The organism is Rhodopila sp., from assembly GCF_035548095.1.
Lineage (GTDB): Bacteria > Pseudomonadota > Alphaproteobacteria > Acetobacterales > Acetobacteraceae > Rhodopila.
In genome coordinates, this window is the sequence record NZ_DASZUV010000027.1 from 122,268 (window position 1) to 137,784 (window position 15,517).

Annotated in this window: 11 protein-coding genes; 7 read left to right on the top strand and 4 right to left on the bottom strand. The window is 69.6% G+C overall.

The annotated features are described in order from the left end of the window. Positions 1 to 41: 41 nt before the first annotated feature. The 5 genes from VHC04_RS19195 (at position 42) to VHC04_RS19215 (ending at position 5,242) form a co-directional block, all read left to right on the top strand. Entirely contained in the window at positions 42 to 917 is an 876-nt protein-coding gene (locus VHC04_RS19195; protein ID WP_325684298.1) for a branched-chain amino acid ABC transporter permease, read from the top strand. Then, on the top strand, positions 910 to 1,842 hold the full coding sequence (locus VHC04_RS19200; protein WP_325684300.1) for a branched-chain amino acid ABC transporter permease: 933 nt from the start codon (positions 910 to 912) through the stop codon (positions 1,840 to 1,842). The genes VHC04_RS19195 and VHC04_RS19200 overlap by 8 nt, the downstream gene beginning before the upstream one ends. Continuing rightward, positions 1,832 to 2,554, top strand: a complete 723-nt coding sequence (locus tag VHC04_RS19205) for an ABC transporter ATP-binding protein (RefSeq protein WP_325684302.1) — start codon at positions 1,832 to 1,834, stop codon at positions 2,552 to 2,554. The genes VHC04_RS19200 and VHC04_RS19205 overlap by 11 nt, the downstream gene beginning before the upstream one ends. Further along, positions 2,547 to 3,311 (top strand): ABC transporter ATP-binding protein, encoded by a 765-nt coding sequence (locus VHC04_RS19210; RefSeq protein WP_325684304.1) that lies wholly within the window; start codon positions 2,547 to 2,549, stop codon positions 3,309 to 3,311. Before VHC04_RS19205 ends, VHC04_RS19210 begins: the two co-directional genes overlap by 8 nt. A 221-nt stretch (positions 3,312 to 3,532) precedes the next feature. Next, positions 3,533 to 5,242, top strand: coding sequence for a dihydroxyacetone kinase family protein (locus VHC04_RS19215; protein ID WP_325684306.1), 1,710 nt, complete (start codon positions 3,533 to 3,535; stop codon positions 5,240 to 5,242). Between the two features lie 72 nt (positions 5,243 to 5,314). Here VHC04_RS19215 and VHC04_RS19220 read toward each other — a convergent pair whose 3' ends face one another. Further along, positions 5,315 to 6,958 carry an FMN-binding glutamate synthase family protein gene (locus VHC04_RS19220; RefSeq protein WP_325684308.1) on the bottom strand — a complete coding sequence of 548 codons (1,644 nt, stop codon included), beginning with the start codon at positions 6,956 to 6,958 and terminating at the stop codon, positions 5,315 to 5,317. 250 nt (positions 6,959 to 7,208) lie between these two features. Here VHC04_RS19220 and VHC04_RS19225 point away from each other — a divergent pair, with 250 nt between their 5' ends. Beyond that, positions 7,209 to 8,078, top strand: coding sequence for a L,D-transpeptidase (locus tag VHC04_RS19225; protein WP_325684311.1), 870 nt, complete (start codon positions 7,209 to 7,211; stop codon positions 8,076 to 8,078). A 251-nt stretch (positions 8,079 to 8,329) separates the two neighbouring features. After that, on the top strand, positions 8,330 to 10,702 hold the full coding sequence (locus VHC04_RS19230; protein ID WP_325684313.1) for a phosphoketolase family protein: 2,373 nt from the start codon (positions 8,330 to 8,332) through the stop codon (positions 10,700 to 10,702). Positions 10,703 to 10,828: 126 nt separating this feature from the next. Here the strand turns inward: VHC04_RS19230 and VHC04_RS19235 are convergent, their stop codons facing one another. From VHC04_RS19235 to VHC04_RS19245, 3 genes are all read right to left on the bottom strand, one after another. Further along, positions 10,829 to 13,213, bottom strand: a complete 2,385-nt coding sequence (locus VHC04_RS19235) for a glycosyl hydrolase family 65 protein (RefSeq protein ID WP_325684315.1) — start codon at positions 13,211 to 13,213, stop codon at positions 10,829 to 10,831. 6 nt (positions 13,214 to 13,219) lie between these two features. Beyond that, the gene (locus VHC04_RS19240) at positions 13,220 to 13,945 is read right to left on the bottom strand and encodes an HAD family hydrolase (protein ID WP_325684317.1); all 726 of its coding nucleotides are present in this window, start codon (positions 13,943 to 13,945) and stop codon (positions 13,220 to 13,222) included. Positions 13,946 to 14,096: 151 nt separating this feature from the next. Continuing rightward, a complete protein-coding gene (locus VHC04_RS19245) occupies positions 14,097 to 15,506 on the bottom strand; it encodes an amidase (RefSeq protein WP_325684319.1) in 1,410 nt (469 codons plus the stop codon). Positions 15,507 to 15,517 lie beyond the last annotated feature (11 nt).

Here is a 15,517-nt window from a genome sequence, read left to right on the forward strand (position 1 = left end):
CCTTCCCCGGCACGGCCGCGCCGCTCTGCGCGGAGCCTTCCATGCTGACCGGGGCGCTGATCGCCGGGGTCATCTTCGGCCTGTATTTCACGCTGGTCGGCCTCGGCCTGAACCTCGTGTTCGGCGTCATGCGCATCGTCAACCTGGCGCATGGCGATGTGCTGATGCTGGGCGGCATCGCGGCCTGGGCCCTGTTCTCCGCCTTCGGCCTGCACCCGGTCGTCACCGCATTTCTGGTGCTGGCCGTCTTTCTGCTGGCCGGCCTGCCCGTCTATTACGCCGTCGTGCCAAGACTGCTGCGCTCCCGCGATGCCGAGATGCTGTCGCTGATCCTGTTTTTCGGCATCTCCCAGATGATCGAGGCGGTCACGACGATCGCCATCGGGGCCACGGAACGGTCGCTGCCGCCGCGGCTGATGGGCGTCGGGCCGATCATCCTGCTGGGAACACGGTTGCCGAAGGCATGGTTCTATTCCGCCGCCGTGTCGGCGGTCGCCGTCCTCGCCGTGTATTTCTACCTGTATCGCACCCGCCTTGGGACATTGACCCGCGCCGTGATGGTCTCCCGCGACGAGGCCCTGGCGACCGGCATCGATGTCAATCTGGTCTCCGCCATCGCCTTCGGCATCAGCCTGGCCCTGGCCGGGATCGCCGGCGTGTTCGCGCCGTTCATCATGGGCAGCATCACGCCGAACATGGGCGTGGCCCTCAATATCACCGCCTTTGCCGTCATCGTCGTCGGCACGCTGGGGAATCCGGTCGGAACGATCCTCGGCGGGATCATCTATGGCGTCTCGGTGATGCTGATGCAGACCTATCTCAGTTCATGGGCGAACCTGCTGCCCAACCTGCTGCTGATCGCCGTGCTGCTGGTCCGGCCGGAGGGGATACTGGGCCGGAAGACACGCCGTGCGTAATGCGCGTACCCGCAGGGCGGTGCTGGACGCCGCGATCGCCGCCCTGGTGGTCGCCGGCATGGGGTTGGCGCGGGGCGTCTACTCGAATGAGCTGATGCTGTTCAACTTCATCATGTTCCTGACCTTGTCGCAGGGACTCAACATCATCTACGGCTTCACCGGCTACCTGCCGTTCGGCTATGTCGGGTTTTTCGGTGCCGGCGCCTATGGCTTCGCCCTGGCGGTGATCCACCTGCACCTGCCGGCCATCGCCGCGATGGGATGCGCCGCGCTGGCCGCGCTGGTCCTGGCGGTGATCCTGCTGCCGCTGCTGCGCCTGTCCGGCGCCTATTTCGCGATCGCCTCCATGGCCGCCGCGCAGGCCTTGTACGAGGTGATCGCCAACCCGGACCTGGAGGATGTGACGAAGGGCCCCTACGGCGTTTCGCTCTCGAACGTGTTCGCCCCGGCCCTGTCGTACTACTTCGCGCTGGCGGTCCTGGCGGTGACGCTGCTGCTGGTGGTATGGCTGCGCAATTCCCGCTTCGGCATGTCGTTGCAGGCGATACGGGATGACTCGGTCAGCGCCGCGATGGCGGGGATCGGCGTGGTGCATGGCAGGACCGTCGCCTGGATGCTGTCGGCGCTGATCGCGGGACTGGTCGGCGGGGTCTTCGCCTGGCACATCTCCGTCTTCTACCCGGATACCGCGTTCGACCTGTCGATCTCGATCTTCTCCACCGTGTTCCTGCTGTTCGGCGGCGCCACGACGCTGCTCGGCCCGCTGCTGGGCGTGTTCATCCTGTATGGCGTCTATAACGTCATCGGCATCGCCGTGCCGCAGTATTTCCAGTTCACCTACGGCGCGCTGATCGTGCTGCTGGTGCTGTTCCTGCCCAACGGCCTCGTCTCCCTCCTGACCAGCCGAGGCATCCGTGTCCCCTGAGCCCTTGTTGCAGGTCGACGGCCTGGTCAAACGCTTCGGCGGCTTCATCGCGCTGAATGGCGTCACCTTCCATCTTGCGCCGGGCGAGGTCCTGGGGCTGGTCGGGCCGAACGGCTCCGGCAAGACGACCTGCATCAACGTGATCTGCGGGCTGTACGCGCCGGACGGCGGCAGCGTCCTGTATCAGGGCAAGGCGATCGGCGGCCAGGCGTCCCACCGCCTGGCGAAATCCGGCATCAACCGCACCTTCCAGTCGCCCAGGCCGTTCCTGTCGCTGACGGTGCGGGAGAATGTTGAGCTCGCGGCGCATTACGGCGACCCGAACCCGGGCTTCGACGTCGATGCCCTGCTGGCGGACCTGCAGCTCGACCGCTATGCCGCGCGGCCGGCGGCGGAGCTGAACAGCGCGCAGCAGAAGGCGTTGGACCTGGCGCGCGCCATGGCGACGGAACCCAGGCTGCTGCTGGTCGATGAGCTGGCCGCCGGCCTCAATCCCGCGGAGCTGAACCAGATGGCGGTCCGCCTGCGCAGCCTGGCCGAGCAGGGGATGGCGCTGCTGGTGGTCGAACACCTGATGGGCTTCATCGACAAGGTGACCGACCGCGTGGTGGTGATGGCGGCCGGCAAGGAGTTCTTCGAGGGCACGCTGGCGGACGCCACCCGCGACCCCGAGGTCATCCGCGTCTTCCTCGGCGGAGGGCATCATGGTTGACAATGGGCCTCCCACCGGCCCTTCCATTGGCGCCGGCATGGCGCCAACGGGCGGCACCGTCCTGCGTGCCGAGGCGATCGAGGCGGGATACGGCCGCGTCCAGGTGCTGTGGGGCGCCGGCCTGACCGTGCGGCCGCAGGAATCGGTGGTCCTGCTGGGTGCGAACGGCGCCGGCAAGACCACGCTGCTGAAGGTCATCGTCGGCCTGTTGCCGGCCTGGAAAGGGCATGTCGTCCTCGATCCCGATGACGTCACGTCCTGGCGCACCGACCGCCGGGTGCGCCGCGGCATGGCCTATATGTCCGAGCTGGGCGTGTTCCCCGGCCTGTCGATCGAGGAGAACCTGCGTGTCGGCGGCCAGTTCATCGACAGATCCGCCTTGCGCACCCGCATGGACGAGCTGTTCAGCTATTTTCCAGACCTCGCCGCTCGGCGCTCCACCCTGGCCGGCGCGCTGTCGGGCGGGCAGCGCAAGATGCTGGGCATCGCCAAGGCCCTGGCCTCATCGCCGCGGCTGCTGGTGATGGATGAGCCCTCGGCCGGGTTGTCCCCCTTGTTCGTCGGGCAGGTGATCGAGGTACTGGGAAAATTCCGCGAACAAGGGCTGGCGATGCTGATCGCGGAACAGAATGTTGCCTTCCTGGACCTGGCGGACCGCGTGTTCACCCTGGAAGGCGGCCGGATACGCTTCGAGGGGACGGTCGCGGCGCTGGAGGCGGATGACAGCCTGCACAAGGCCTATTTCGGCCTGTCGTAAGCCGCCGCCCTCCTTCCCGCCCCAGCGCCGGTCGGGACAGCCGATGGAGTCTGCCGCCACCGCGACCGGCGAAGACCCGCCGCGGCCCCGGCCGATCACGCCCCGATCATGCCCCGGACGATCATGCCCCGGACGAGCATACGGTGAGTCAAACCTCGCGCCGGCTGGCATGATAACCTGCATCACGTCAGCAGGAACGCAGAGCGGAGGAGGCCGAGCCCATGAAGAAGCTGATCAACGACCCGCGCAACGTGGTGCGGGAGATGCTGGAAGGCCTGACCGACCTGTCCCCCGGCCTGGCTTTGATGGATGGGGAGAACGTCGTCCTGCGCGCCGGCCTGCCGCCGGCCCCGGATCGGAAAGTCGCGGTGATCAGCGGCGGCGGCAGCGGACACGAACCGGCCCATGCCGGTTTCGTCGGCCCGGGCCTGCTCAGCGCGGCGGTCTGCGGCGACGTCTTCACCTCTCCCAGCGTCGACGCCGTGCTGGCCGCGATCCAGGCCACCGCCGGACCCGCCGGCGCGGTGCTGATCGTGAAGAACTATACCGGCGATCGGCTGAACTTCGCCCTCGCGGCGGAGCTGGCCCAGGCCGAAGGGATCCCGGTCGAGATCGTCGTGGTGGCGGATGACGTCTCCCTGCGCGACGTCGTGCCGCCGGAACGGCGCCGCGGCATCGCCGGCACGGTCCTGGTGCACAAGGTGGCCGGCGCCGCCGCCGAGGCGGGCGCGCCGGTGCAGGAGGTCGCGCACCTGGCGCGGCGCGCCGCCTCGCGCCTCGGCACCATGGGCGTCGGCCTGGGGGCCTGCACCGTCCCCGCCGCCGGCAGGCCCGGCTTCGAACTCGCCGAAAACGAGATCGAGCTCGGCCTTGGCATCCACGGCGAGAAGGGCGTGGAACGCTCGCATATGCGGACCGCCGACAGCCTGGTGGAGACCATCCTGACATCGGTTTCCCGCGACCTCGACCTTGCGGCGGGCCAGCACGTGGCGCTGCTGGTCAACGGCCTGGGCGGCACGCCGGCCATGGAGCTGTCGATCGTCGCGCGCCACGCACTCGGCTGGCTGCGCCAGCGCGGGATCGAGGTGAACCGTGCCTGGTGCGGCAATCTGATGACGGCGCTGGAAATGCCGGGCTGCTCCTTGTCGGTGCTGGTGTTGGATGACACGCTGCTGGACCTGCTCGACCGGGCCGCCGCGGCACCCGGCTGGCCGGGCTCCGGCCGGATTCCCGCGGTCCGCGCGCATCTGCCGCGTTCGGCGCCCCCCGAGGCATCGGTTCGGGGCGAGGCGGGTCCGCTCGCGGGGGCGGCGCGGCGGGTGGCCCTGGCGATCGCCGAGGCGCTGGAACAGGCGGAAGCGGAACTGACCCGCCTGGACGCGCATGCCGGCGACGGCGACCTGGGAGCCAGCATGGCACGCGGCGCCGCGGCATTGCGGCAATTGCCGGATCAGGCCTGGGCCACGCCGGCGGCCGCGCTGCACGCCACCGGGCACGCTTTCCGCCGCGCCATCGCCGGCAGCTCCGGTCCGTTCTATGCGACGGCCCTGCTGCGGGCCGCCCGCGCGCTGGGCGATCATCCCCGGCCGCACGCCGATGCCTGGGGCGACGCGTTCCGGATGGCGGTTGCGTCGATCAGCGAGATCGGCGGGGCGCAGGCCGGCGACCGCACGATGGTGGATGCGCTGGCGCCGGCGCTGGACGCCTGGGTGGCCGCGCGCAACAGCGGCCAATCCGGCGTCATGGCCTGGCGCGAGGCCGCGGTGGCGGCGCAGGAGGGGGCCGACAGGACGGCCGACATGCATCCGCGTGTAGGCCGAGCGGCGTATCTGGGGGAGCGCGTTCTGGGCGTGCCGGATGGCGGGGCCATGGCGGTCGCCATCTGGATGGCGGCCATCGCCGACGCGATCGAGGCGGAGGACCCGGCGTGATGCCGGGCGGCGTGATCGGGGCGGCGTGATCCGGTCGGCGTGATCCGGTCGGCGTGATCCGGGTGGGGGCGGTCAGGCCGCCAGGGGTGCCGACACCTCGGCGGCCGGGGCGAAGCTGTCGGGGCGGGCGAGCGCCCAGGCCTCGCGGAACCGGGCATCGGTGGTCCCGTCCAGCAATTCGCCGGGATGCAGCGTTGGATACAGCGTCGCGAAGCTGGCGACTTCGTGGGCGCTGATACGGCGGAACACGTGCTCCGGCCGGATCTCGGACGGGTGCGACAGGCCGGCGGCGGCGATCAGTTCCGCCAGCGCCTCCAGCGTGTGGTCGTGGAAATTCCGCACGCGCGGCGCCTTGTCGGCGACCACCAGGGCGCGCTGGCGCGTCGGATCCTGGGTGGCGACGCCGGTCGGGCAGCGATCGGTGTGGCAGCTCTGCGACTGGATGCAGCCAACGGCGAACATGAAGCCGCGCGCCGCGTTGCACCAGTCGGCGCCCAGCGCCAGGGCGCGCGCGATGTCGAAGCTGGTGACGATCTTGCCGGCGGCGCCGATCCGGATCCGGTCGCGCGCGTTGATGCCGATCAGTGCATTGTGCACGAAGTTCAGCCCGTCCCGCATCGGCGCGCCGATATGGTCCATGAACTCCAGCGGCGCCGCGCCGGTGCCGCCTTCCTTGCCGTCGACCACGATGAAGTCGGGATACAGGCCGGTCTCCACCATGGCCTTGCAAATCGCCAGGAATTCCCACCGGTGCCCGATGCACAGCTTGAAACCGGCCGGCTTGCCGCCGGACAGGCGGCGCATCTCGGCGACGAACTGCAGCAGGCCGATCGGCGTGGAGAAGCCGCTATGGCCGGATGGCGAAATGCAGTCGCGTCCCATCGGCACGCCGCGAATCCGCGCGACCTCCGGGCTGACCTTCGCCGCCGGCAGCACGCCGCCATGGCCGGGCTTGGCGCCCTGGCTGAGCTTCAGTTCCACCATCTTCACCTGGGGCAGGGTGGCATTCTCGGCGAAACGCTCCGCCGAGAACGCGCCCTCCGGCGTGCGGGCGCCGAAATAGCCTGATCCGATCTCCCAGATGATGTCGCCGCCATTCCGCAGGTGGTACGGGCTCAGCCCGCCTTCCCCGGTGTCATGGGCGAAGCGGCCCATCGCGGCGCCCTGGTTCAGCGCCAGGATGGCGTTCCGGCTCAGCGCGCCGAAGCTCATGGCGGAGATGTTGAAGATGGAAGCGGCATAAGGCCGGGTGCAATCCGGGCCGCCGATGCCGACGCGGAAATCGGGATCGGCGAGCGGCCTGGGAGCGATCGAATGGTGCAGCCATTCGAAGCCGGCTTCGTAGGTCTCGTACTGGGTACCGAACGGTCGCTTGTCCAGCTCCGCCTTGGCGCGCTGGTAGACCACGGCGCGGCGGTCGCGGCTGAACGGGGTGCCGTGCTTCTCGTCCTCAAAGAAGTACTGCCGCATCTCCGGCCGGATGGTCTCCAGGATGAAGCGCAGATGCGCCGAGATCGGGTAGGACCGCAGGACGGCGTGGCGGGTCTGCATCAGGTCATAGAAACCCAGCCCCGTCAGTGCGCCGAACAGCACGACGCCGGCGACCCACCAAAAGCTGGGGTGCACCAGATCGCCGACCGCGCACAGCACCAGCAGGGCTGTCGCCAGGGTCAGGCAGATATAGCGGGGGGTGAAGGGCAGGAACCAGGGCTGCATCAGGAACGTCTCCCAGAGGTCGTGGCGGCGGGGTCGTTTGGCGACGGAACACTTCGGTTTCGGTCTGTCATTGACACGTTTTCACATTCGGTCACAGGCGATCGCGGTTTATGGTGCGGTTTATCGAGTTTGTTCAGCCCGTGGGGGTTCAGCCCGTGGGGGTTCAGCCCGGGGGGGTTCAGCCCGGGGGGGCCAGCCCGCGACCCGTGGTTCGTGCCACAGCCGCGCCCGCCGCGGGGAGGAGTTTTTGTTGCGCTTCGACGTTCTGCTGGCGGCTGCCCTGGTGCTGCTTCCGTTCGGGTTCCCGGCGCCGAGCCGCGCCGCCGATCCGGACCAGGTGCCGGCGGCCCCGCCGGCCGATGCGGCGCCGATACCGCCGGACGGCGTCAGCGTGCCCCTGGTGACGCTGCCCGCCCTGTCGCCGCCCGAGGTCGATGCCGAAGTGGCGCGTTTGCGGGCCGCCTTCGCGCGGGAGGTGCCGCAGCACCTGACACCTCCGCCGCAGAGCGACGCGGCATGGATCGCCAAGGCCCAGCAGGCGATCGCGGCGTCGCCCTATCGGATCGACCGCGCGCAGATGATCGTGGTGGTCAATCGTGGCCCCGCCCAGGAACTGCGCATCATCGCCGCCCAGCCGGGCGATCTGCCCTGGTATGTGATCGGCGCCAGCAAGGTCTCCACCGGCCAGGAGGGGCGGCATGGCTACTACATCACGCCGGTGGGCGTGTTCCGCCACTCGACCGACATCCTGGACTACCGGGCGGAGGGCACGTTCAATGAAAACCACATCCGCGGGCTGGGGCTGAAGGGCAGCCGTGTGTGGGATTTCGGCTGGCAGACCGCGCAGGCGGGCTGGACGGCGACCGGCGGCGGCACCGTGATCCGGTTGCTGATCCATGCGACGGACCCGGCGAACCTGGAAAAGCGCATCGGCCGGGCGGCGTCGAAAGGCTGTGTGCGGGTGCCGGCGACGGTCAACCGGTTCATGGACATCCATGGCGTGCTGGACGTCGATTATGAGGCGGCGGCCACCTACGACCCGCGCTATGCCGCGCTGCTGCCGGCCACCCGCGCGCCGTCGAAACTGGCCGGGGATCTGCTGGTCGTCATCGATTCGTGATCGTGCCGGGCCCGGCCGGGCGGGCTACAGAAGACCGGCCGGCTGGACCGGGACGCCGGTGCGTCTCCGCCAGCCGCGGAGGAGAGGCCATGTCGACCCACGCGACCCCAACCGGGACGAAGCCAGCCACCCCAGGGTCAGCCGGCCCCGGTTCAGCCAAATCGGAGTCAGCCACCCCAGGCTCGGCCACCCCAGGCTCGGCCAGCCCGGGTTCGGCCACCCCGGGTTCGGCCACCCGGGGGTCGGCCGATATGGGCACCGCCACGCCGCTGGGCCCCGACGAACTGCGGCGGATGAACGCCTGGTGGCACGCCTGCTGCTACCTGGCCGTCGGTATGATCTATCTGCTGGACAACCCGCTGCTGCGGGAGCCGTTGAAGCCGGACCACATCAAGCACCGGCTGCTGGGGCACTGGGGCACCAGCCCGACTCTGGCCTTCTGCTGGACCCATCTCAACCGCGTGATCAAGCGCGACGACCTGGACATGATCTTCATCGCCGGGCCCGGCCACGGCGCGCCCGGCGTGCTGGGGCCGTGCTATCTGGAAGGCACCTATTCCGAGGTCTATCCGGACAAGAGCCAGGACACCGAGGGGCTGCGGAAATTCTTCAAGCAGTTCTCGTTTCCCGGCCATATCGGTTCGCATGTGACGCCGGAGACGCCGGGCTCGATCCATGAGGGCGGGGAGCTGGGCTACAGCCTGTCGCACGCCTATGGCGCGGCGCTGGACAACCCGGACCTGATCGTCGCCTGCGTGATCGGTGACGGCGAGGCCGAGACGGGACCGTTGGCCACGGCGTGGCATTCCAACAAATTCCTGAATCCGATCCGCGACGGCGCCGTGCTGCCGATCCTGAACCTGAACGGCTACAAGATCGCCAATCCCACGGTCCTGGCCCGCATCGGCCATGAGGAGCTGGCCGAGCTGCTCCGCGGCTATGGCTACACGCCGTATTTCGTCGAGGGGTCGGATCCCGAGACCATGCACCAGGTGATGGCGGCGACCCTGGACGCGGCGATCGCCCGGATCAGGGCGATCCAGGCGGAGGCACGGTCCTCGGGCGAGGCCGAGCGGCCGCGCTGGCCGATGATCGTGCTGCGGACCCCGAAAGGCTGGACCGGTCCCAAGACGGTGAATGGCCACAAGACCGAAGGCTCCTGGCGGGCACACCAGGTGCCGATCGCCGATGTGCGGGAGAACAAGGAAAGCCTGGCGCTGCTGGAAAGCTGGATGAAAAGCTACCGGCCCGAGGACCTGTTCAATGAGGACGGCGCGCTGATCGAGGAGCTGCGCGACCTGCCGCCCGCGGGCGCGCGCCGCATGAGCGCCAATCCGCACGCGAACGGGGGGCTGCTGCGCAAGGATCTGAAGCTGCCCGATTTCCGCGACTACGCCGTGACCGTGCCGGCCAAGGGCACGATCCGGCACGAAAACACCAGGCCGCTGGGCGAGTTTCTCCGCGACGTCATGCGCCACAACATGAGCTCCTTCCGCGTGCTCGGCCCGGATGAAACGGCATCGAACCGGTTGCAGGCGGTGTACGAGGCCAGCAAGAAGGTCTGGATGGCCGAGATGCTGCCCGAGGACGACGATGGCGGCGAACTGGCCCGCGACGGCCGGGTGATGGAGATGCTGTCGGAGCACACGCTGCTGGGCTGGCTGGAAGGCTACCTGCTGACCGGGCGGCACGGCTTCTTCGCCACATACGAAGCCTTCGCCCACATCATCGATTCGATGTTCAACCAGTTTGCCAAGTGGCTGGATATCTCGAAGAACCACGTCGCCTGGCGGGCACCGGTTTCGTCTGAAAACATCCTGCTGTCCTCGACCGTCTGGCGGCAGGACCATAACGGATTCTCCCACCAGGACCCCGGCTTCATCGACGTGGCGACGAACAAGAACGCGTCGGTGGTGCGCATCTACCTGCCGCCCGACGCCAACTGCCTGCTGTCGGTGGCGGATCACTGCCTGCGGTCCACGGATTATGTGAATGTCATCGTCGCCGACAAGCAGGCGCATATCCAGTTCCTGACGATCGAGGAAGCGGTCGTGCACTGCACCAAGGGCGTCGGTATCTGGCCGCGCGCCAGTAACGACCAGGGCGCGGAGCCGGATGTGGTGATGGCGTCCTGCGGCGACGTGCCGACGCAGGAATCGCTGGCGGCGGTGGCGATCCTGCGCGAGCGGCTGCCCGACCTGAAGATCCGCTTCGTCAACGTGGTGGATCTGTACAAGATGCAGCCATCGACGGAACATCCGCACGGGCTGAATGAGCGGGACTTCGACAGCCTGTTCACCCGGAACAAGCCGATCATCTTCAATTTCCACGGCTATCCGTGGCTGATCCACAAGCTGGCCTACCGGTTCACCAATCACGAGAACCTGCATGTCCGCGGCTACAAGGAGAAGGGCAACATCAACACACCGCTGGAACTGGCGATCCTGAACCAGATCGACCGTTTCGACCTGGTGATCGACGTGATCGACCGCGTCCCCGGCCTGGCGGTCCGCGCCGCGCATCTGAAGGAGGAGATGAAGAACGCGATCATCGAGAACCTGAACTATGCCCGCACCTACGGCATGGACAGGCCGGAGATCACGGAATGGGTCTGGCCGTACTGAGCCCGGCCGCGCGGGGACGGATGTCCGGCAAGGCAACGTCACGGTCCGGCAACGGCCGGCGGTCCGCGGCCGCGCCGGCAACCCGGGATAGCGGCCGGCTTCCCGACCGGGTGCCGTGGGCCGTCCTCACGCGGCGCCACCCGCCGGCGTATCGTCCGGGGCGCCGTCCGGCGCCGCATATGGCACGTCCAGGCCGCTGTCCGGCGCCAGCGCATGGTCGGTGCCGCCGATCCGCAGCGTCATCGCCTCTCCCGCCGTCAGCCTGACGCGGGCGCGGCCGGCGGCCAGCCGGATGGCGATCACCCGCCCGCGCCAGTGCGCGGCGAACGACAGCACGCGCCAATGGGGCGGCAGCCTCGGTGCCAGCTCGGGAACGTCCAGGGCAAGGTCCAGGCCGGCGAAGCCCCGCACCACCGCCTGCCACACCGCCCCCAGCCCGGCGATCCGGACGCCGCCGGCACTGTTCGGGTTGTCGTCCAGATCCGCGTCGGCGGCGATCCGAAGATAGCGGAGCGCCAGCTCGGTCATGCCCAGCCGCGCGGCGACCAGGGCGTGCATGCCGGCGCTCAGGGAGCTGCCATGGGCGCAGCGCGACTCGTAGTAGCGGAAATTGGCCGCGGCGGTATCACCCGGAAATGCCTCGGGCAGCAGGGCGATCAGGGCGACGACGTCGGCCTGCTTGACGATCTGGGACCGCTGCGTGCGGTCGCGGCCCAGGACCACGTCGATCGGCAGCCTGCGGTCGGCGTAGGCCGTGAGGTCGACGGGTTCCAGATCGTGAAAGCCGGCGAATTCCTCATACAGGCCCGTGGCGGGATCAAAACCGGTGACGAGGCGCGCGGCCGCGTCCCGCCAGTCGGCGCATTCGGCTTCCGACAGGCCCAGCGCCTCCCACAGCGAGGCGGCACGCGCCGGCCAGCGCGCCTGCAGCAGGTGCAGCACGTCCAGGGCCCGCTCGATGGTCCAGCGCGCCATCACATTGGTGAAGGCGTTGTCGTCGACGTCCTCATGATACTCGTCCGGGCCGATGACATGGCGGATATGGCGCTTGCCGTCGGCTTCGAGCCTGGCGCGAGACGCCCAGAAACGGCCGGTCTCCAGGATGATCTCCGCCCCCGCGGACAGCAGGAAGTCGACGTCGCCGGTGATGCGCCAGTAGCGCCACACGGCATAGGCGACGTCGGCGGCGATGTGCTGCTCCATCGTGCCGGTCCGCACCTCGACCTGCTCGCCGGTCGGGCCGATGACATGGTCGGGCGTGGTTTCCTCGCCGGTATCGGCGGATTCCCAGGCATACAGGGCACCCTTGCAGCCCAGCGCGGCCGCCTTGGCCCGCGCGCCCGGCAAGGTATGGAAGCGATACATCAGCATCGCCCGCGCCGCCGCCGGCCACACGGCGGTATAGAACGGCAGCAGGTAGATCTCGGTGTCCCAGAAGACGTGGCCGAAATATGCGTCGCCGGTCAGCGCCCTGGCCCCGATCGACACACGCTCATCATCGGGGTTGGCGGCGCTGGTCAGATGGTAGACGGCGAAGCGGAGCGCGCGCTGCAGGTCGTCATCCCCGTCCACCACCACGTCCGCCGCGTCCCAACGGCGGACCCAGGCCGCTTCATGGTCCGCCAGCACGGCGCGCCAGCCGATCCGGGTGGCCCTGACAAGGGCGGCGGTGGCGCGCGGGGAGGGATCCTCCTCCGGCATGTCGGACCGGGCGACGCCGACCAGCCGGACGAACTCCGCGCATTGACCGGCGACCGAGGTGGTGCGCCAGGCCCAGCGCAGTGGAAACGGGTGCTCCGCCGGGACCGCCTCGCCGTCGAGATACAGGGACGCGGTCCCGGCCATGGCCACGGCCTTGCTGCCGCCCTCGGTCCGCCATGCCCCCAGGTCCCGTTCCAGGCGGGTCGGCTCCATGCCCTGGCCGGCCATGGCGAAGCTGGCCTCCACCCGGACATCGACGCCGCTGCGGTCCAGCGACATCCGGATCACCTGCAGCCCGATCGCCCGGTCGGCCTGCGACAGCAGCTTGATCTCCCGCCCGGTGCCGGTGATCCCCGACCTGGTGTGCTGGGTCCAGGTGGAGCTCAGCACCGCTCGGCGCATATCCAGGGTGCGCGCTATGTCCACCACCCGGCCCTCGCGGACGACCAGCGGCTGGCCGTCCAGCAGGATGCGCACGCGGGACCAGTCGGCGACCGGCACCAGCGCGGGGACGGGCGGGTCCGTGTTGGGGATGTCGAACAGCCCGGCGACATAGGTGCGCGGCCAGGACGCCCAGCGGATATAGCCGAGCCAGCTGACCCAGGTGGGACCGCGGCTGGTGGAGCGGGAGGCGCGCATGCCCAGGAAACCGTTGCTGATCGCCAGCCGGGACTCGGCCGCGGTCTCCGTCAGGATGTTGTAGCCCATCTGCTCGACGGTCCAACCCGGATGCGGCGTCGCGGCGAAGGGATCGCCGGCGGGCGGGTCGCGCGGCTCGTCGTCGGACCGCGGACCGGAAGGCTGCGCCATCTGGGGTCAGGCCCTGGCCGCGGGCAGGGCGCGCAGCACGCCCGCCGGCAGGGCGGCGGTATCGACGCTGTCCAGGCTGCTGACGACGAGGTCGGCGCCGGCCGCGCGCAGCAGTGCCTCGTCGTGCAGCCGGGCGATGCCGAGCCCCCGCATGCCGCCGGCCTTGGCCGCCTTGATGCCGGCCGGCGCGTCCTCGATCACCACGCATAGCGCCGGCGCCATCGCCAGCTTGCACGCGGCCGCCAGGAACAGGTCGGGCGCGGGCTTGCCATGCGGGACATTGGCGCCGCTGAGGTCGGCGTCGAAGATGGGCATCAGGGCGCGTCCGTCCGGGATCGACAGCTGCCGCAGCATGGCGGCGGCGTTCTTCGAGGAGGAAGCCAGCGCCAGGCGCAGCCCGGCATCATGCAGGGAGGCGGCGAAGCGGACCGCGTCCGGAAACGCCTTGAACTGCCGGCCCTTGATCAATTGCTCGATCAGGGCCTGCTTGCGATCGGCATAGTCCGCGGCCTGGCGTTCCGCGTTGGGGACGCCCAGCTGCTCCAGGGCGGCGCGGGCGCCCTCCAGGCGGGGACGGCCGGCGACATGGGCCTGATAGAACGCGGTCGTGAAACGGGCCGGATCGGCAAGGCCGCGCAGGGCCGCGCGCCATGCCTGTTCATGCGGGGAGGCGACCAGCACGCCGTCGACGTCGAAAATGGCTGCCTGGATCGGCGTGGGATCAATGAACATGCGAGCCACCGACATTGGGCCAACAGACGAATGGCGGGACAAACGGCGGGACGGACACGGCGGGACGGACGCCGCCGGGCGCAGCGTATCACCGTAAACGCCCCAGGCGCCTCGCCGTTTCCACCCGTTCCGATGCCGCGCAGGCGTGGCGTTACCCGCCGGCCGCCTGGCGGACCATCGGCGGCACCGTCCGGTGCCAGTCGGTTGCCTGTTCCCAGGTCCAGGCGATGCGCAGCGCCATGGCCTCGGCCCCGCCGGGGCAGACGATCTGCAAGGAGGTCGGCAGCCCGTCCCGGGTCAGGCCGTTCGGCAGCGCCACGCCGCACATGCCGACGTAATTGACCCAGCGGGTCAGGAAGGCAGGCGTGGTGGACTGGTCCACCGCGGCGACCGGGATTGCCGGCGTCAGCGTCGTCGGCAGCAGCATGGCGTCGATATCCGCCATCAAGGCGTGCGTGGCGGCGGCCGTCCGCTCCTTCTCCGCCAGTGCGCGCAGGTAGGTGGCGGCCGAGACGGCGACGCCCGCGCGTACGCGGGGACGGATCGCCTCATCCACCGGCAGGGCATTGTTGTCGGCGATGTCGCCCACCAGGGCGTACGCCTCCGAGGAGATGATCTCGGCCACGCGGTTGCCGATGTCGCGCAGGCCGAAGGGCAGCGTGATATCGACGATCTCGGCACCCAGGTCGGCCAGCTGTGCCAGCGACCGGTCATAGGCGGCCAGCACCTCGGCGTCGACGTCGGCTCGTTCGCTGTCCGGCAGGCGGGCCAGCCGCAATCCCTGCACGCCACGCCGCAGGTTCGGCATCGGGTCGGTGTCCTGCAATACCAACGTATGCGGATCGGCCGGATCGGCGCCTTGCAGGACGCGCAGCAGCACCGCGCAGTCCTCGACGCCGCGGGCCATCGGGCCGGGCGTGTCCAGCGAGCCGCTGAGCGGCAGCACGCCATGGGTGGAGATGCGGCCAAGCGTCACCTTCAGGCCGGTGATGCCGCACCAGGATGCGGGCAGGCGGACCGACCCGCCGGTATCGGTGCCGATCGCGCAGGGCACCATCCGCGCCGCCACGGCGACGCCGGAGCCGGAGGAGGAGCCGCCGGGGGTGCGGTGCGTCGTCGCGTCCCATGGGTTCCAGGGCGTGCCCAGGTGCTGGTTGGTGCCCCAGCCGCCATAGGCGAACTCGACCGTATGGGTCTTGCCGATGGTGATCATGCCGGCGCCGGTCAGCTTGCGCGCCAGGGTCGCGGTGCGCGTGCAGAGACGGTCGCGCCAGACGGCGGAGCCGCCGGTGGCGATGCGGCCCTCGATCTCCACCAGGTCCTTCAGCGCGATGGGGATGCCGTGCAGCGCTCCCAGGCCGTGACCGGATTGCCGAGCCTTGTCGGCGGCCTCGGCGGCGAGCCTGGCATCCTGTGCGTAGACGTCGACGAAGGCCGATAGTTTCGGTTCCAGCGCATCGATGCGGGCGAGGCAGGCATCGACGACATCGCGCGATGAGAAGCGCTTCCGCGCCAGGCCGGCGGACAGGGCGGTGACGGTCAGGTCGGTGAGATCGGTCATCCTGGCGGCTC